General features: G+C 29.2%; 22 protein-coding genes and 1 tRNA gene. 10 read left to right on the forward strand and 13 right to left on the reverse strand.

The window, feature by feature from the left end:
- The 3 genes from ERX37_RS11005 to ERX37_RS11015 all read right to left on the reverse strand — a co-directional run.
- Nucleotides 1-618: MFS transporter (locus ERX37_RS11005; protein ID WP_133430724.1), on the reverse strand; the 618-nt coding region annotated here is incomplete at its 3' end.
- Nucleotide 619: 1 nt separating this feature from the next.
- Nucleotides 620-2,071, reverse strand: coding sequence for an SUMF1/EgtB/PvdO family nonheme iron enzyme (locus ERX37_RS11010; protein WP_133430725.1), 1,452 nt, complete (start codon nt 2,069-2,071; stop codon nt 620-622).
- A 376-nt stretch (nt 2,072-2,447) separates the two neighbouring features.
- A complete protein-coding gene (locus ERX37_RS11015; protein ID WP_165982047.1) occupies nt 2,448-3,080 on the reverse strand; it encodes a DUF536 domain-containing protein in 633 nt (210 codons plus the stop codon).
- A gap of 192 nt (nt 3,081-3,272) precedes the next feature.
- On the opposite strand from ERX37_RS11015, the gene ERX37_RS11020 reads away from it, so the two are divergent.
- Nucleotides 3,273-3,482, forward strand: a complete 210-nt coding sequence (locus ERX37_RS11020; RefSeq protein ID WP_133430727.1) for a hypothetical protein — start codon at nt 3,273-3,275, stop codon at nt 3,480-3,482.
- A gap of 118 nt (nt 3,483-3,600) precedes the next feature.
- On the opposite strand, the gene ERX37_RS11025 is transcribed toward ERX37_RS11020, so the two are convergent.
- Complete coding sequence (locus ERX37_RS11025; protein ID WP_115113453.1) at nt 3,601-3,693, reverse strand: type I toxin-antitoxin system Fst family toxin; 93 nt, start codon at nt 3,691-3,693, stop codon at nt 3,601-3,603.
- A gap of 162 nt (nt 3,694-3,855) precedes the next feature.
- Here ERX37_RS11025 and ERX37_RS11030 point away from each other — a divergent pair, with 162 nt between their 5' ends.
- The 4 genes from ERX37_RS11030 to ERX37_RS11045 all read left to right on the forward strand — a co-directional run bounded on the left by ERX37_RS11030 (nt 3,856) and on the right by ERX37_RS11045 (nt 7,076).
- Nucleotides 3,856-4,227, forward strand: coding sequence for a hypothetical protein (locus ERX37_RS11030; RefSeq protein WP_133430728.1), 372 nt, complete (start codon nt 3,856-3,858; stop codon nt 4,225-4,227).
- Between the two features lie 520 nt (nt 4,228-4,747).
- Nucleotides 4,748-5,191 (forward strand): plasmid mobilization protein, encoded by a 444-nt coding sequence (locus ERX37_RS11485; RefSeq protein WP_229713258.1) that lies wholly within the window; start codon nt 4,748-4,750, stop codon nt 5,189-5,191.
- Nucleotides 5,173-6,273 (forward strand): relaxase/mobilization nuclease domain-containing protein, encoded by a 1,101-nt coding sequence (locus tag ERX37_RS11040; RefSeq protein ID WP_133430729.1) that lies wholly within the window; start codon nt 5,173-5,175, stop codon nt 6,271-6,273. Before ERX37_RS11485 ends, ERX37_RS11040 begins: the two co-directional genes overlap by 19 nt.
- Nucleotides 6,274-6,458: 185 nt before the next feature.
- Complete coding sequence (locus ERX37_RS11045; RefSeq protein ID WP_133430730.1) at nt 6,459-7,076, forward strand: hypothetical protein; 618 nt, start codon at nt 6,459-6,461, stop codon at nt 7,074-7,076.
- Nucleotides 7,077-7,079: 3 nt separating this feature from the next.
- Here ERX37_RS11045 and ERX37_RS11050 read toward each other — a convergent pair whose 3' ends face one another.
- Nucleotides 7,080-7,919: a helix-turn-helix transcriptional regulator gene (locus ERX37_RS11050; protein ID WP_133430731.1), complete on the reverse strand. Its 840-nt coding sequence runs from the start codon at nt 7,917-7,919 to the stop codon at nt 7,080-7,082.
- A gap of 378 nt (nt 7,920-8,297) precedes the next feature.
- Nucleotides 8,298-8,369: transfer RNA gene (locus ERX37_RS11055), tRNA-Cys, on the reverse strand.
- Between the two features lie 19 nt (nt 8,370-8,388).
- Between ERX37_RS11055 and ERX37_RS11490 the strand changes: the two genes are divergently transcribed.
- Nucleotides 8,389-8,643 carry a hypothetical protein gene (locus tag ERX37_RS11490; RefSeq protein WP_101041028.1) on the forward strand — a complete coding sequence of 85 codons (255 nt, stop codon included), beginning with the start codon at nt 8,389-8,391 and terminating at the stop codon, nt 8,641-8,643.
- 44 nt (nt 8,644-8,687) lie between these two features.
- Here the strand turns inward: ERX37_RS11490 and ERX37_RS11065 are convergent, their stop codons facing one another.
- Both ERX37_RS11065 and ERX37_RS11495 read right to left on the reverse strand, forming a co-directional pair.
- Entirely contained in the window at nt 8,688-9,380 is a 693-nt protein-coding gene (locus ERX37_RS11065) for a phospholipase A2 family protein (RefSeq protein WP_101035967.1), read from the reverse strand.
- 23 nt (nt 9,381-9,403) lie between these two features.
- Complete coding sequence (locus ERX37_RS11495) at nt 9,404-9,559, reverse strand: hypothetical protein (protein WP_157819725.1); 156 nt, start codon at nt 9,557-9,559, stop codon at nt 9,404-9,406.
- 98 nt (nt 9,560-9,657) lie between these two features.
- On the opposite strand from ERX37_RS11495, the gene ERX37_RS11070 reads away from it, so the two are divergent.
- Nucleotides 9,658-10,428, forward strand: a complete 771-nt coding sequence (locus ERX37_RS11070; protein WP_133430732.1) for a S8 family peptidase — start codon at nt 9,658-9,660, stop codon at nt 10,426-10,428.
- A 119-nt stretch (nt 10,429-10,547) separates the two neighbouring features.
- Here the strand turns inward: ERX37_RS11070 and ERX37_RS11075 are convergent, their stop codons facing one another.
- The 4 genes from ERX37_RS11075 to ERX37_RS11090 form a co-directional block, all read right to left on the reverse strand.
- Nucleotides 10,548-10,817 carry a hypothetical protein gene (locus tag ERX37_RS11075; RefSeq protein ID WP_101035969.1) on the reverse strand — a complete coding sequence of 90 codons (270 nt, stop codon included), beginning with the start codon at nt 10,815-10,817 and terminating at the stop codon, nt 10,548-10,550.
- A 1-nt stretch (nt 10,818) separates the two neighbouring features.
- Complete coding sequence (locus tag ERX37_RS11080; RefSeq protein ID WP_133430733.1) at nt 10,819-11,277, reverse strand: sigma-70 family RNA polymerase sigma factor; 459 nt, start codon at nt 11,275-11,277, stop codon at nt 10,819-10,821.
- 174 nt (nt 11,278-11,451) lie between these two features.
- Nucleotides 11,452-12,018, reverse strand: a complete 567-nt coding sequence (locus tag ERX37_RS11085; protein ID WP_133430734.1) for a tyrosine-type recombinase/integrase — start codon at nt 12,016-12,018, stop codon at nt 11,452-11,454.
- A 350-nt stretch (nt 12,019-12,368) separates the two neighbouring features.
- Nucleotides 12,369-13,595: an MFS transporter gene (locus ERX37_RS11090; RefSeq protein ID WP_133430735.1), complete on the reverse strand. Its 1,227-nt coding sequence runs from the start codon at nt 13,593-13,595 to the stop codon at nt 12,369-12,371.
- 68 nt (nt 13,596-13,663) lie between these two features.
- Here ERX37_RS11090 and ERX37_RS11095 point away from each other — a divergent pair, with 68 nt between their 5' ends.
- From ERX37_RS11095 to ERX37_RS11105, 3 genes are read left to right on the forward strand one after another with little or no spacing between them, the layout of a single operon-like run.
- A complete protein-coding gene (locus ERX37_RS11095) occupies nt 13,664-14,740 on the forward strand; it encodes an ATP-grasp domain-containing protein (protein ID WP_133430736.1) in 1,077 nt (358 codons plus the stop codon).
- A 4-nt stretch (nt 14,741-14,744) separates the two neighbouring features.
- The gene (locus tag ERX37_RS11100) at nt 14,745-15,851 is read left to right on the forward strand and encodes a SagB/ThcOx family dehydrogenase (RefSeq protein ID WP_133430737.1); all 1,107 of its coding nucleotides are present in this window, start codon (nt 14,745-14,747) and stop codon (nt 15,849-15,851) included.
- Complete coding sequence (locus ERX37_RS11105; protein ID WP_133430738.1) at nt 15,838-16,074, forward strand: hypothetical protein; 237 nt, start codon at nt 15,838-15,840, stop codon at nt 16,072-16,074. Before ERX37_RS11100 ends, ERX37_RS11105 begins: the two co-directional genes overlap by 14 nt.
- A gap of 127 nt (nt 16,075-16,201) precedes the next feature.
- Here ERX37_RS11105 and ERX37_RS11500 read toward each other — a convergent pair.
- Nucleotides 16,202-16,904, reverse strand: a 703-nt coding sequence (locus ERX37_RS11500) for an MFS transporter (RefSeq protein ID WP_165982048.1), incomplete at its 5' end; no start/stop codon positions are given.

A 16,904-nucleotide genomic window follows, 5' to 3' on the forward strand; every position in this document is an offset into this window, starting at 1 on the left:
GTTTTTCATCGAAGTGTTTAAAGCTTTAAATGGATTTCTACTATCTAAAATCTGTTTATAATCTTCTATTTTTAAGTTTGATACTACTATCAAACTTATTGTTATAAGTATTATTGTAATAATAATAATATTTTTATATCCAACAATGCTAATTAACCATCCTCCAGCTATCCATCCTAGTAGAGACAGTGTTTGGTCTAAACTACTAATGATAGATAATCCTTTAGTCATAATTTCTTTATCCAAAATTTTCTTTAGTAATAAGGATTTGATTGGATTAAAAAACCCAGTTGTATATGACAATAACGCTATAAATACATACAATAATATTAATGACTCAAAATGAATTAAAAAAAATATAATTATAGTAAAAATTATTTGAAGAAAAGTAGTAAAAATCAATAGCTTCTTGATTTTGATTAATGAAGATACAATATTAATAGATAAGCCTGATAAAATTCTTGAAAATAAGCTTAAAAATGTTATCAGGCTGGAATAGAATACTGAATGCGTAGTTGTATATACAAAATAAGTAACGCCCATTGTATAAAAAGAAAATGCTAAGTTTGTGAGAAGTTGAACTATCAGAACTATTACATAATTAGTACTAAATACCATATTAATAAATAGCCTTATTTTCTATAGGTTTTTTATGGCATTTTCTAAGTAGATGGACAGGTATCTCTTTTACACATCTAAAACCCATTTCGTCATGTCTACAGAATGGGATATCTTTTCCTCTAAAAGCAGAATACATTAAACCTGGATGTGAGAAAAAAGATCCCCCCTTTAAAACACTATATCTATTGAATTTTAAGTGATCATTACTATAACCTGGATGAAATTGTCTTCTTGTAAAGTAGTCACTCTTAGTCCATTCCCAACTTCCACCTGTCATATTTTTTACTCCATATGAAGAAATATTCCTGATGACATTAACCTCTTCACTTCTTTTAGCTACACTTTGACTGTAATAATGCTCTATTAATTTATTATGCCAATCTGTTACAGAACTGATATCTTTATTCAACATATTTCCCGAAAACCAAACTTTTTCTTTATCAAACGTTTCTCCCCATGGCCATATATTATTATCAGTTCCTTTGGCAGCTTTTTCCCACTGAAATTCTGATGGTAATGTTTTACCTTTCCAACGTGCATAGGCGTATGCATCATAAAAATCAATTCCAGATACAGGTGCATCAAGTGGATATCTTGAATCATAATATGTATTTCTTCTATGGTTTTTATTTTTAGGTTCATTAGGATGACAAAATATATGTCCATATTCTTCGACAAAATCACAAAACTCATCATATTCTTTATTAGTAACTGGATATTCATCAATATAATAAGCTGGAATCCAAACTTTTTGTTTAATACCATTATCATCCCACTTAAAATCTTTAAATTCTATTTCATTTTCTGAAATCCCATAATCAAAATACCCTTCCTCTATATAAATCATATTAGGTTCATCAAGTTTTTTGAATGCTTCTTTAATATCATTATCAATGTCTAATTTTAGAATATAGTTATCTTCTAATTTCATATGATTATTAAAATAATCTTCTCTTGATATTAAATTTTGTTCATCTTTATAATCAAATATGTTTAACAATGTATTAACTACAATCTGGGCACCCATACCTACTGGTTTACCAGGATTATGTCTGTTACTCACTTTTCCAACTATATTATTTAGATATGGTATTGATAGTTCTATTTTTTCGTTTCCACATATCGTCATAGCTTCAAATGATACCATATCATCAGGATCATGAGTTATTTTTACCACTGCTTCTACTGCTGATTCATATGGAATCCATGATTCAACAAATTTTAATAATTTTGATCGAACATAACTGTTTGGGAAACTAGCTGTAATACCAAATAACTGCTCTGCTACAATAGGATGAGAGATTTTACTTGATATTTTTAGGATTTTTCCTATGTTTTCTTTAGTTTCGTTTATATTACTAAAGTTATTCTTTTTTAAAATACTATCAATTTCTATTAATAAGTCCATCTCTTTGTTGTATAAGTCAATATTATCTGTAGATTTGAACATATAAATTTTCCTCCAAAGATAACAGCCGTCTGAACAATTTCAAACGGCTGTTAATTATTATTTCCATTTTTGTTCGTCAGCGAACATAACAGGTTCAAAAATGCTTTCTTTCCAATCTCTATCTAAAGTTTTCATAGTATCCCTCCTAAATAATAATGTACAATTATATACTATATCAATATTCTGAATTTTTCAAATATATATTATTTATCTTTTAAAAATCTACTAAAAAAAAGAAATTTGTTTTTGTTCTGGTATATCTCTTTCATTATTTAAACTTTTTGTTACATCTTTATAACTCTCATTAATTAACTCATCGGATCCACTTGTCAATACTCTAAACATCAAAGAAAGTCTCATTTTCCGGTATCGATGATTACTTTCCAAATAATTTACTAAAAAAACCGGTACTATTTTTAGACTTATCTTCTTTTAAATCTTTATAAAAATCATTAACCTTATTATCATTTAAATTCTTATTTTCTTGGAAGTGTCCTTTTGACACATCCTTGCTATGTCTACTATCTGATGTCAATCCTTGTAGCTTTGTTTCTAATTTTTCTATTTTATCATTACTTTGCAATGCTAGTGATTGTTGATTATGTAATAATTTCTGTTGATTATCTAATGTTTCATTTAACTTATTAATTTGATTGTCTTTAACATTCATTTGACTTTCTAAAAAGGATATCTGCTTTTCTTTATCTTCTAATTGTTGCTTCAATAGATTAACTATATCACTTTGTAATTCTCTCTCTTTAATCTCCTCTTGATTATCATTATTTTCAATATCTTGATCTATGACGTCAAAAATAGTTTCTAAATTTAATTTTTCATCTATTGGTTTTTGATTGTTAATACTCTCTCCTATCTTCAATGCTTGTTCATTAGTGATAATTAGTGCATTATCTACTTTCTCTAATTCTATATCTAATCTCTTCGCATGATTCAAAACAGTCATTTTAGTTACAGATAGCTTTTCTGACAGCTCTTTAAGTGAATAAACCATTTTTACGCTCCTTTTACGTTTCATATATCATCTTATACGCTTATTATACTTGATATTGTTAAACTTATACATAAAGTTATACGAATTATGTAACTAATTATACAAATCGTATAGTTAGTTATATAATCAGTGTATAAATCCAGTAAAATCATATATAATAGGTGTATAAAAATACTGATATGAGGTGATGAAATGTCTGAAGAGAATAGAGAAGAAAAAAAGAAAAAGTTTGGTTTTTATCATCGTAAGGGAGAGAAAATTAAAGTTGTTTTTAAAGATGGTAAAGCTGTGACAGGTACATTATTATGGGTACCGCCTTATGAAGTAATTATTGAAACAGAAGATGGCAAAGAATTAACGATTTTTAAACATGCGATTAAGTATGTCTATGTACTTGATTAGTTTTACAAAGAAAACTAAATGAGATATAATGAACCCAACAAGGATTAGTTCCATGGAAACACCGAACCCCCTGACTGCTGGAACAGTTAGGGGGTTTTTTAGGTGCTGGTATGCCGTCTTACGACTTACGTTGATCTAACCAGTGAGAAAACAACGCAAGGACGACACCGACAATAATCGGCGCAACTATATTTACAAGGATATAGTCCATGGAGATCACCTCCTTCCATAAGATCTCGCCTATGGAAGTAAAGACGGCTTACTCATTATATCGAATTACTATGATTTCTTCTAGGTAGCTTAGCTTATTCTTTTTATTACGTAAAAACGAGTGGCATAATAAGGATAACGATAAACATCAGGAGGATATGTCATGACAAATATTGATTATGAAAAAGAACTTCAAGCGTTAGAAGAAAAAAAGAAACAACTATTAAAAGAAAAGCGTGAAAAAGATAAAAAAGCACTTCAGATATTAAAAGAAGTCTTTGGTAAAGACTTTCCAAGAAAAGAGAACGGTAAATTTATCTCACTAGATGAATTTAAGAAGAATTATGTGATTGAGCATAAAAATCATTCAGGGGTTGATCAGAATCAATTCAATACTGTTCAGAATGAACTGAATCAGTTAAAAAAGAATTTAAATGCCATTGCGGATGCAATGGATGATTCAAGAGGCTACTGGCATATTAATGATTTAAAGGGGTTAACGAACTGGTTATTAAAGTTTAGAACGAAGGGCTAAACTTTAATAACCAGTCTTACAAAAGATACTGGTATGCAGTATATTTTGGATCGAATGGATTGGATGAGGGTGACGAAAGGAGTCAGATTAATCCAATCAATTCGGTGAGGTTTTCTACAAAAATCCATCCAAACATCACATGATGTTTGGATGGATTTTTGTATTTTATATCATCTGTATATTTCGAAGAAATAGACGATGATATAAAACGAAAGGGTTAAGGGAAACACTTTTCCCTTACAAGTAGATGAATGAGACTTTGCGAAGCAAATGTATACATTCGCACTGCTTGACCAAAACATTTTTTGTACAATTTATGGTATAATTGAGATAAGCGTAGTGATAGAACAATTGGACATAAATGTTTTGTGTTCTTGTGATGTGATGGCTGTTGTTAATCTCAAATGTGAGCGCATAGTGAGTCATTTTGATTTACAACAATCGTGTGAATGGCTGTGACCGAATAGGGAACAGTCTGAACCGATACATCACATCACTTCGGAACGGAGTGGCGTAAAAAATGACGAATGGATATGAGATATTTTTTACAGAATGGAGGGACGAACAAGTGAGTGAGACAAAGAAAAAATCAAAGATTATTTCTTTTCGAGTGAACGCAGATGAATATGATGTGATTGCTGGTACAGCTTCAAGTGCCAACTTGAACATCACATCATATTTAAAGGCGCGCGCATTAGGAGGTAAGATACATCGACCATTAATGAAGTCAGAGGATATTCAGAGTATCTTACCTCCACTTTCAAAGCTTTCAGGAGAAATCAGTCGTGTCGGTAATAATATGAATCAATCGACACGTGCCTTAAAAATCTTATCAAGAGAATCCTTTTTAGGACAACATGAAATGAATGAGGTTAAAAAACTGACTGAGGAATTCAATGCATTAAAACAAGAATTCGAAATGCTACAGAGTGAGGTGCATCAGATATGGCACAAACTAAAGTAGCTTCGTCTAAAAGTGCGACGGCATCGATTAAATACGGTCGTGATGGTAAGGACAAAGACACATCCGAAAAGAAGTGTATTGCGATGTCTGGCATTAACTGTGATCCGAGTAACGCTGAATATGAGTTTGGTGTTGTCAGGAAAGCGTTCAACAAAGCAAAGGACGAAGGCAAAGACATTCAAGCACATCTCATTGAACAGTCCTTTAAAGGCCGTGACATTGATCCTTTTGAAGTGAATCAGATGGGATATGAACTGGCCGAACGGCTGAATCAAGAACTTGGTGGTGGCTTTCAGGCTGTCGTCTATACACATGGTAATACGAACAATTATCATAATCATATTGTGTTTAACGCTGTAAATTTAGAAGATGGCCATAAATATCATTGTTATCAGGAAAAGAAGATTGTCGAACGGATTAATGATGCCATTGTAAGGGAACACGGCTACCCTGTGATCGAGAAAAATAAAGAACGTGGCACATCGGTTACGATTAAAGAACAGAAACTCAAGGATAAAGGGCAATATATATGGAAAGATGATTTACGAGACAGAATAGACAAAGCCTTCGAAAAAACAAAGGATAGCCTTCATTTCGATTTAGAGCACTTTAGAGCGCATTTAACCGATTTAGGTGTAAACATAAGGGAGAGGTTCAATCAGAAGCAACAAATTATCCGTTTTTCATATGATTTTATCGATCAGGATGGCAAGAAACGTGTGACACGTGAAAAAAATTTAGGAGTTGATTATGGTGCCGAGGGAATCAAATACGGATTGGAGCAAGAACGCAAATCTTACGAACAATTTAAACAACAACAATCAGGATTCACACCTAGCCCAGCAGGTAGAACGGCTGACATTGAAATACCAGAAAGCAGAGACAGTATTCAACAGTATGCAGAAAGAGTACTTAACACTCGTATCAGAGATGAAGAAAATGAAAAAACACAACGAGAACCTAGAACAAGAGATGAACACAGCCATCAACGAAAACAAAGTACTCAAGACAGAACTTCAAAAGACCATTCAGTTAAGTCAAAACAAAATAGACAACATGACCGAGGTGGACTTGAACGCTAAAAAGATGAAACAAACCGTTTTATCCGATATAAAACGTGATTTAAAATCTGAGATGGATAGCTACCAACAAGAACTAAATAAAGGTTATCTAAAGTCAAAAATCTTTTTGAATTATGTACCGGTCATCATCAGTCTCATTTTTGTGATATTTATTATCTATTATCTCGTAATAGGAATGCATTAGTATGTTCACATTTTTATATTATGTGATGCCTGTCTGTATCATTGCTTTGTGTCTATTTGGGATATTATTGTGGCTTTCAAGCCAGATAGATCATCTCAGATCATTACGATTTACAGTGCCTTTATCACTGATCATTTTTATCATCGGTATCACCATCAGTACATGGACACCCTTATCACCGTTACCGTTTTACCAGCAACATCTCCACGTTCAAAAAGTAAATGAACAGTACAAAGTAGCTGAAAGCTATTTGGATAATTTGGTGAATAAAGGATTTTTGGATTTCAACACAACCGTAAAAAAACATGTAACCCATCGTCATTTTTCAGTCGCTCAACAGAAAATCAATCGAATTGATGATCGTGAGAAACGAAAAGCACTCATGAATAAACATAGCGAGTATTTAGCCATCTATGAAAAGCGTATTGGTGACAATCTTATTCGGAAGATTCAACTGGAACATCTCAGTGTGTCTGAATACAGTCAGCTGACAGCACAAGATTATAACAACGTGCGTTATCAGATTCGACAACAGATTCAAAATCCACAGACAGAAAAAGATTTTCTCGAACGTGTTCAAAAACTACAGAAAGAGCACGATACGCTTTATTTACAATGATGACTAAATGACAGCATTATAGACAAAATAATGTTGTCCAATATACTCACGTAAAATGCCGATATAGTACGCTCTGTCGTTTTTAATCTTAGATGCCAGTCCATTAAATTCTTTTTTCTTCGCTTTAACAAGAGATTGTATCGCATAAATCATGATTTCAATGTGATCTTCAGTGTCATAAATGTTGTTACCAATGGTTTCTTTCAGCATGACTTTATACAGGGACAGAATTTTCTCATCACTAAAAAAAGGCTTTGCGACGTTGTAAATTGCGTCAGGCACTTCCATCGGTTTGACACGGATATCTGAGTTTTTAATGTTGTGATATAACACTTTAGAATGTGTTTTATTTAAACGTTTTTTGTTACTTAAAAAGATATTTAATAGATTTAAAAAGAATATAGTTTCCTTTTTTGCGTGAACATGTTGTAACGCCTGTTGTGACAGCTCTTTTCCGGTCTTGATTACCTGATTAAGCGTGGACATTTTAGCGTGGACATTTTTTTCTCGGATGACTTCATATTGTGTATAGGTATTGATTCTGAAGACTAATGCGCCGTTATTTTTACGTTTACCACTGACCGTATGAATCTTCGTGATATAACCTTTTTCATCAAGATTTTTTAAGGTGCGATAGACTGTTTTCTTGCTGATATGTAAAAGGTCTGCGATAGTCTGAAGTTTTAAGTGAGAAAAACCAATCACTTTTAAGCTGTGTTGTTTTAAAACGTTTAAAACACGATATTCAGTCTCTTTAAGGTGACGGTTGTATCGTTCAACCGTGCGATCCATTGCGATGATTGTTTCAAAATTGTTGTCAAAATCGTTCATGATGTAAGCCATGTGATATCATTCCTTTTCAGTTTTTTGATAGGAACGAAAAAAGAGTGCAAACCGTTTCTTATCAACGGCTTACACTCTCTTGACTTACGTCTAAAAATATCCTTTTATCTTTAAAATGATATCATTTTGTTGACTAAACTTACTCTATTGAGTAACATATAGATATCAAATGAAAAGTTAGAAGGAACATTCTAAAGTGTTTGCCGATGTTAGGGATCGGTGAGCGATTAATAACTGTTGGAAGCAGTTATTAATGCTGAATGTTCTTTTTACGTTCAATTAAGTTATCTAAATTGTATAACTTATTTAGATAAATATCAAATTAAATATAAAAAGTATTTGATTATAAAGCGAAATGATATAATATGCATAAATAAAAGGAGATAATCGGATTTGAACCGATGATATTGGTTTTGCAGACCAATGCCTTAACCACTTGGCGATATCTCCATATTAGGGGGAAATTAATTTGAATAAAATCATTAGTTTAGTTTTCAGTATTACATCTTATATTTTATATATCTTAGTAGTTATTTCACCATCAAGTGATAGCATAGAAATATCAGATAAATTTTTATATGTTTCATTGATATGCTCAGTAATAGGAGTTATTTTTGGAATAATTGAGAAAAATAAAGCTATATCAATAATATTGATTATCGTTGGACTAATACCAATAATAGTATTTGTCATTTCTGTTATGTTTTCTTTCCTCATTGCATAATATTGAGAAACAAATATATTATTTGTTTCTCAATATTTTCTATACTAACAACCCATCGCAAGTCGTTTTGCAACAAATGTTCCAGTAATAAGATGCTTGTATCCATTAGATGTACTAGCAGCACAATCAATTAATGTTTTATCGCAAGTGCATCTATCTGGGTATGATTTATAACTACCATAACAATAGTCATGCGAACGACAACAAGTGTCTAATGAATTAATCGGTGTACCACTGCCACACCCTGCACCACACCATTTAAATTTCATACTTCCAAAAGTACAACAACCATTTTGAATACAAGGGACACTTATTTGAGGTAAAATATCTTCTTGATAGTCGTATTCATCATATTCTTTTAAAAACACATTATTTAGAGTAGGTGCGTCTTGATTATATGATGCAATTTTTTTGTTATTTATATATGTTGTTACTTTTTGTTGATTCTTGTTATGCACTAGTAACTGTACAAAAGAATCATTTATTTTATTTTCAAAAGTCATAATAGCTAATTTAATATTTTCTGCGATGTTTAAAATTTTTGTATTCGCAATATATAATTCATCTGAATTATCAAAGTGAATTTCTGATTTTACTGACTTATCAATATTTTTAAAGTTTGTATAATTAACTTCCGTTACTCTTTCGAGATTATTTAAAACTTCTTTTTCGATATCATTTAGTGATTTTTCATTTGTTGTAGATAAATAAACTTTTTTAATTCCATAACCTTCCATGCAAAACATCTCCTTTTTTGTTTTTAACAACATTCATTTTGAAAAGCTAATTTCCCTGAACTTAAAACTTTATAAAGTCCTGGACATCCTTTTTTGTGACAACAGCTAAAATTTTTAGAACATACCAAGTCAGCTTGAGGAATACAATCATCCCAGTAACCATTTTTATTTTCACTCATTATTTCACCTCCTCAATATTAAAAGAGAATATTTTTTAATTTATTAAACTTTAAAATAATAAATATTTTTCTCTTTTATATTCAAAGGAGGAGAAAGGATGGATTTAAAAGAATTAAAGAAAATAAAGAGAATGTATCATGATAGGGGAATGTTAGGACAAAATATAAACATCGCTGTGATTGATAGTGGTATTGACAAATTTCATAAAGAATTTTTGCATGCTAAAATTTATGAGGATAGCAATAAAGAATGTACATCAAATACTTTTCATGGGACAAGTATAGTCAGCATTATCAATGGTCGAACATCTAAAGTTTTAGCAATAGCACCAAAGAGTACAATATATTTGTTTGATATATTTAATAAATGTAATAATGACAAATCATATAAGCTATTGGATCAAAAATTAGGAGAGATAATCTATCTTATAGATTCTAAAAAGGTAAGATTTGATATTATCAATCTTAGTATTGGAACTGCGTTATATGACAAAGGAATACAACAAAAAATAGAATATTTATATAGAAAAAATGTCATTATGGTAGCTCCTAACGGTAATAACATTAAAGAAAATATAAAAATGTATCCTGCATCTTATAAAGGTGTTATACAAGTAGGCTCTTTAAATGAGAAAGGAGAAATCAGTAATTTTAGCAGAAAAGATTATAATATAGACGTTTACATGCTAGGAGAGAATATACCAATAGCTATTCCACAAAATGATTATGCTCTTTCAAATGGAACTTCTTTATCTACTGCGATTATTACGGGTCTAATTGCACTCATAATCCAAGAATTAAAAATCAAAAATATAAAAATAGAATATTCAAGTATTATTGAAAAATTAAAAAAACTGACTGATATTTAAATCAGTCAGTTTTTTTAATTTCTTGTATAATTTCAGTGATTGAATGGTCGATTGCTAAAATTATGTCAATGCTCTGATTATAAATCAAACCGTCATATTCTGCACATTGACAACATAATTCATTTCTTATTCGCTTTAATCTCTGTAAGTAGTGAATATATTGTAAGTTGTCTTTCTTCATCAGTACAAATCCCCTCCTTATCACATAACCAATCATTAAAATTTACATGATGATTTTTATACAAAACATCAAATTTCTCTATCATTTTTAAAGATATATTTTGTTTAGTGTCATCTTTATGTTTTGTATGGTAGATATGCTTATTTATTTTTTTGTCGAAACAAGCCAACATATCATTTTTATTCAAAATTACATCGCATTTTTCCATGTTAGAGATAACATCCTTTCAAATGGCTTCTTAAGTATTTAAGTGTTCTTAGGTGTATATTTGATACATTTTGTGGAGAAGTATTTAAAATGATTGAGATATCATTATTAGATAAATTCTTAGTATATTTTAATTTTAAAATCTTTTTGGATGGAGTACTCAATTTATCTAAAGTAGTTTTCCAATTGTCACAAGCTAGAAGATCATAGATATCTTCTTCAAAAGAAATATTTTCTATATGATGATTCAGTAAAGAATCATCACCGATAAATATTTCATTATCATCAATATTTCTTAGCTTTCTTTCTAAATCATATGAAAAATGAGCTATCAACTTAGACATATACGATTTAATTTTTATAGAAAACATAAATTCATGAAAATAACGTTGACGCACTATTGGATCTAGTAGATTTTTATCTTGATATAAATTCAAAAAATTTACTAATAAATTTTTCAAAAAAATCCCCTCCTAAAATAGAATGTTTGTTCTATTTTCGTACAAAATAACGAACATGTGTTCTGTTTTATTTTATAATATCATATATTTTAAAATATGTGTATATAAGAACATTACAATTTAAAATTCGTCTATATAACCTAATAAATATTAATTGGGTTATATAGACGAATTTTAATTGTATATACTTTTCATTATTTTAATAATAGATTCATTCATAACATCTTGATTTATTCCAATATACCTTAAAGTCACAGACTGTGAAGAATGATTAAACAGATCCATCAACAAAGCGACATCCTTCGTTTTCTTGTAGTAATGGTAACCAAAGGTCTTACGCATAGAATGAGTGCCGATTTCACTTAAACCGATTGCTTTTGCTGAATGATTTAGGATTCTATAGGCTTGTACACGGCTAATCGGTTTATCATTGCCATCAGAATCAAGTTTATTGCTTTTAAACAGATAATCTTCATCCTCCAGGAACTGAATATAACGATCAATATCCTCCTTTAGATGATAAAGGGGGATTTGTTTCTGTTTACGGGTCTTCTGTTCTCTGAGCTTGATTGTATAGTTCTTAACATCTTTTTTCTTCAATCCCAACATATCGCCCACTCTCAGGCCACAGTTAATCCCGAGATTAAATAAAAAAACGTCTCGCTCTGATCCATAGTAAGCCAGTGCCTCTTTCATCTCCTGTATCTTTTTTACGTCCCGAATCGGTTCCACGCTATTCATCAAAATCACTCCTATATGATACATATAATGTATATATTAATATCATTATGATACATTATTTAAGTCGTAAAAATAAACCCCTTTTCTGTCGGGGTTTACCATGTAACATAATTGTAATTGTGTTACATGATGAATTGATATAAAAATATTGACAGATTATTCTGAATAATGTAATATGTAATTATCTTAAATATTTGGAGGTGTAATTTATGGAGAATAAAAACATCGAATTATTTAAAGAGTATTTAAATGAGTATGAAGAACGCATGCACGAAATTGTAAACAAAAAAGATGATTAATAAGAATAATGATAAAAGCCATTTGTTTTAATTAACAAATGGCTTTTATCATTACTCTATTTTTAGATGGGTACTCTTTAAATCAAGTTGAGATGGAAGAATCCTTAAATCTTTATGTAATATCCACAAAAGTGATATAAATAGAAAGAAGATTGAAGATAAGATGAATGAAAACTCAACTGAAATATATTTTGTAACCATTCCGCCGACCACTCCTCCTACAGGCATTGTAATTACTCCTAAACTATATTTAATAGAATCTACTCTTGCTAATTTATCTCTAGGAATAACTTGTTGACTTGCAGATGCTAATATTACATTTAATAATCCAATCGATATCCATCCCATTGAAAATAAAATAATGAATATATACATATTGAAAAATGGTGCTAAACACCATAAACAAAATGAAATAAAAAAAGAAGTGTAACAAAGAGGTCCTAATTTATATTTTTTAAAATAGTTACTAATTATAGCCCCAATTATTAAACCACATGACATAGAAGCAAGTAAATAACCATAAATTTTAGGGTCATTATATTGATGAGCATAAATAGGTAATAATGTATATATCATTCCAATTGCAAAATTTATAGTCGCCGATCCTAAAATTAAAACCCATAGTAATGATTTCTTTACAAGAATAAACCCTTCTTTAATCAAATGTAAATAATTTTTAATAGTTAATCTATCTTTCTGAAATTGATGATCTTTTTTCGAAGTATATTTTATTTTAGAAAATATTAAAAAAGCTAATAAAAAGAATATGGTATTACTAAAATATAATATTGTAACAGAAAATATGCTTATTAATATTCCAGATATTGAATTAAATATAATGTCGACACCTTGATTGGCTGTAGCCATCATTGAATTACCTTTAACCAAATCATCTTTATTTAATAATTCTGGAATTAATCTAGTTTGAGCTGGATAACCAAATTCAGATACAAGAGAAGCTATTGGTACAACTATAAATAGTAGATAGATATTTAAGTAATCATAATATTTCATTGTGGCAATAATTAGTATTAATATAAATTGAATGATTTGAGTATATATGAGAACCTTCTTTAAATTAATACGATCAATGATAGGTCCATATAAAAATTGAATAATTTTTGGAGTAATTATAAGGGCATTAATTATTCCTGTATAAAAGGCATCTTTGGTAATATCATACACTAGCCACATTGTAAGAATGTAATATAAACTGTCACCTATATTCGCAAGAATTCTTCCAGCTAATAAGTAGTAGAATGCAGTGTTTATTTTCATATAATCACCTCTAATGTTATAATTAATTATAATATTATCAGAAAATTCAGAAAGGGTGCAAACTTATAATGAATCATTTTTTAATTAGTAGAAATAATCAAACTTATAAAATGGAAGACCTTTCTAAAGATTGGGACTATAAAAATAATTATTTCAGGATATTTGAAAAACATTTCGAATTAGAAACGGTGAAGAATAAAGTTTTAATACTAACAAGAATTCACGATGATGAAGTAAATTATTTAATACCTAAGTTACTAGATAATAATATAGATTACTTACGTTTAGATATTGAGTACTTTATAAAAAATACAAAAATTCAATTTAACATTAATAATGAATATACATCTCTAAGTATCTTATATAAGGGGAAAGAATACGATATGAGTTCTTTTAATTTAATATGGTTTAGACATTTTAATCTAGAAGGAATTAATTATGGTACTAATAACGAAAAAGAAAAAGCATATTTAAAAAATGAATGGAAGGCTTTTATAAATTATCTCTTCTTAAAAAAAGACATAAAATGGATAAACCATCCACATTATTCTTTAGAAACATCTAAATATACACAATTAATTTATGCTCAAAGTATTGGAATGAATATACCAAATACAGTAGTTACAAATAATTTAGAATTATTGCAAGAGACATTACTTCTTCCTGAAGAAGTATTTATAAAGTCGTCAAAGCATCATTTTTACGAGTTTCCTGAAGGGGTATTAAATGCAGTGTATGGGACTACAGAATACAAAAGAAATATTTCAAACATTGAAAATACACCCTTGATATTTCAAGAAATTATCACCAATGCTCAAGAGGTTAGAATAACTTGTTTTGATGAGAAATGTTTTGGTGCAGTCCATATTAATAAAGTAGAAGGGGACTGGCATACAGATGATATTAAAAGTATTAAGCTACATAAGATAGATATTCCACTTGAAATAAGTGTTAAATGTATTGAATTACTGAAAAAACTCAATCTTGAATATGGTGCTTTTGATTTTTTCTTGATTGATAATACTTGGATTTTTATAGAGGTAAACCCGATTGGAGATTGGAGATGGGTTGAATTAAAAACTGATCTAGCTATTTCAGAGAATTTCTTACAATATCTAAAAAAAGAGTTAAATATGGAGGAATAAAATAATGAATAGATATAAAATTTCAGAAAGTATCGTATTCTTTTTTAAAAATGGAAATTTTATATTGGATGAATATAAGATACATAATCAAAAATCTATAAATACAAATTTTATTCCATTATTGGAATATCTGTCTATATGGAGAAATGAAAAGGATATTATTCACTATATGAATAAAAATTCTTTTGATACAAATATTCTTAAAGTACTCGTAAGAGAAGGGATTGTAAAAAAGAATCTCGAAAATGAGCTTCCTTATTTTAAAAATTGGGGTAAAGCAGTGGAATACTATCACTTTAATACAAAAATAAATGAAAATGAACAATTTGAAAATGTATATGTAGAACAAAATAGAATTGACGATATTAACGTACAACAACCTAATATCGTAAAGAATTATAATAGCACCAAGATAGAACTCCCTGAACCATTAATTAATGAAGCATCAAAAAATTTAATAAATTCTCTATTGGATCGTGAAACTATAAGAAGCTTTGATGAAAATTACATTTTACCTTTAAATGTCTTTTCTACTATTCTATTCCTGTCATTTGGTGGCATATTATATGCGAATCCAAATAGCGGTAGCAAGGGTATTTACAAAACCTCTCCATCAGGAGGGGGACGATCTTCTATAGAAACTTATGTTATTGTTCATAACGTAGAAGGATTAGATTCAGGAATATATAATTATAATGTTTCAGAGCACTCTCTTTATTTGATTAATAAAGGAAATTTTAAAAAAGAAGCTCAATTCATTTCTGGAGATCAAGTTCATGCGAAAACGTGCAACTTTATTGTTATTTATACATCAGTTCTTGAAAGAATAGCATGGAAATATAGTACATTCAGAGCTTACAAGGCAGTTTATACAGATGTTGGACATTTAAGTCAGACCCTTTATTTATTGGCTAATAATTATAGCTTAGGAGCTTTTTATTTGGGTGCTGTAAGAGATGAAAGTATTGAAAAACTATTAAATATTAGTATAGATGATGAAGCTATTCTTGGTATCTCTGGTGTGGGTATGCCTATTTCAGAAGAAAATTATAGTGGAAGATTTATTAGAAAAGATTATGATTATTGGAGGGATAAATATGAAAAAAATTAATATAATCTTATATTCTGATAATCATTATGCTAGTTTATTAATGGAAAAACAAATTACTAACTTAGTCAAAAATACAGAAAAAGCACAATATGATTTTCGTATTTCTAAAGAGAGGAAATACCCTGCTTGCCCAGTTGTTGAAATTATACATTCTAACACTACTTATAAAATATTTGGAGTGAAAACACAACAACATATAGAGTATTATCTGTCTAATGTTTAAATTATTATTTATACGTAAAATTTGCTATTAAAAAAGAGAACTAATTTTGTTCTCTTTTTTTAATAGTAAATAATTATCATGTAACATAATTACCATTGTGTTACATTTAAAATATTAGTAGTATAAATTATTGATTTTCATAATACTTGTCTGTGAATTTTTTGAAGTAAAAAACAGTTAGTAGTGTAACTATTCCAGATATAGTATAAACATAGTTAATTGGAATAATTTCACCTAATCCTCCAACTAATATAATTGAAATCATAAAACAAAATTGTATAATTGAACTTTTTAGAGCTGAAAATTCTAATAATTGCTCTTCAGGTACTATATTTATAATATAACTTTCTTGTGTGATGTCCTTTGTTTGAAGAATAGGGCCAATTATCACTACTAGAATTAAAGAAATAATGGAGATATTAATATTTCCATATATAATTAAAATAATTCCATATAAAATCATACTTACAAGTATCGTGTATAAAGGGTTTTTATTAAACTTATTACTATATTTGATAACCAATAAAGAGCCTAATATACTTCCAATATAATAAGCTGCATTTATATATCCCCACCACTCCGATGTCATGTTCAGAAAATCATTTACAAAAGCTAGTGTGACTGAGCCTATCCATATAGATCCCACGAATACTTCTATACATTCGATTTTAATAAGAGTATATACTTTAGGGAACAATTTCAAGTTTTTCATCGAAGTGTTTAAAGCTTTAAATGGATTTCTACTATCTAAAATCTGTTTATAATCTTCTATTTTTAAGTTTGATACTACTATCAAACTTATTGTTATAAGTATTATTGTAATAATAATA

Origin of the sequence: Macrococcus hajekii (assembly GCF_004359505.1) — a bacterium.
GTDB lineage: Bacteria > Bacillota > Bacilli > Staphylococcales > Staphylococcaceae > Macrococcus > Macrococcus hajekii.

Bases quoted from the DNA above. Each gene is read 5' to 3' on its own strand.
- ERX37_RS11010 (WP_133430725.1), bottom strand. From the start codon at position 2,071: ATGTTCAAATCTACAGATAATATTGACTTATACAACAAAGAGATGGAC.
- ERX37_RS11015 (WP_165982047.1), bottom strand. From the start codon at position 3,080: ATGGTTTATTCACTTAAAGAGCTGTCAGAAAAGCTATCTGTAACTAAA.
- ERX37_RS11020 (WP_133430727.1), top strand. From the start codon at position 3,273: ATGTCTGAAGAGAATAGAGAAGAAAAAAAGAAAAAGTTTGGTTTTTAT.
- ERX37_RS11025 (WP_115113453.1), bottom strand. From the start codon at position 3,693: ATGGACTATATCCTTGTAAATATAGTTGCGCCGATTATTGTCGGTGTC.
- ERX37_RS11030 (WP_133430728.1), top strand. From the start codon at position 3,856: ATGACAAATATTGATTATGAAAAAGAACTTCAAGCGTTAGAAGAAAAA.
- ERX37_RS11485 (WP_229713258.1), top strand. From the start codon at position 4,748: ATGACGAATGGATATGAGATATTTTTTACAGAATGGAGGGACGAACAA.
- ERX37_RS11040 (WP_133430729.1), top strand. From the start codon at position 5,173: ATGGCACAAACTAAAGTAGCTTCGTCTAAAAGTGCGACGGCATCGATT.
- ERX37_RS11045 (WP_133430730.1), top strand. From the start codon at position 6,459: ATGTTCACATTTTTATATTATGTGATGCCTGTCTGTATCATTGCTTTG.
- ERX37_RS11050 (WP_133430731.1), bottom strand. From the start codon at position 7,919: ATGGCTTACATCATGAACGATTTTGACAACAATTTTGAAACAATCATC.
- ERX37_RS11065 (WP_101035967.1), bottom strand. From the start codon at position 9,380: ATGGAAGGTTATGGAATTAAAAAAGTTTATTTATCTACAACAAATGAA.
- ERX37_RS11495 (WP_157819725.1), bottom strand. From the start codon at position 9,559: ATGAGTGAAAATAAAAATGGTTACTGGGATGATTGTATTCCTCAAGCT.
- ERX37_RS11070 (WP_133430732.1), top strand. From the start codon at position 9,658: ATGGATTTAAAAGAATTAAAGAAAATAAAGAGAATGTATCATGATAGG.
- ERX37_RS11075 (WP_101035969.1), bottom strand. From the start codon at position 10,817: ATGGAAAAATGCGATGTAATTTTGAATAAAAATGATATGTTGGCTTGT.
- ERX37_RS11085 (WP_133430734.1), bottom strand. From the start codon at position 12,018: ATGAATAGCGTGGAACCGATTCGGGACGTAAAAAAGATACAGGAGATG.
- ERX37_RS11090 (WP_133430735.1), bottom strand. From the start codon at position 13,595: ATGAAAATAAACACTGCATTCTACTACTTATTAGCTGGAAGAATTCTT.
- ERX37_RS11095 (WP_133430736.1), top strand. From the start codon at position 13,664: ATGAATCATTTTTTAATTAGTAGAAATAATCAAACTTATAAAATGGAA.
- ERX37_RS11100 (WP_133430737.1), top strand. From the start codon at position 14,745: ATGAATAGATATAAAATTTCAGAAAGTATCGTATTCTTTTTTAAAAAT.
- ERX37_RS11105 (WP_133430738.1), top strand. From the start codon at position 15,838: ATGAAAAAAATTAATATAATCTTATATTCTGATAATCATTATGCTAGT.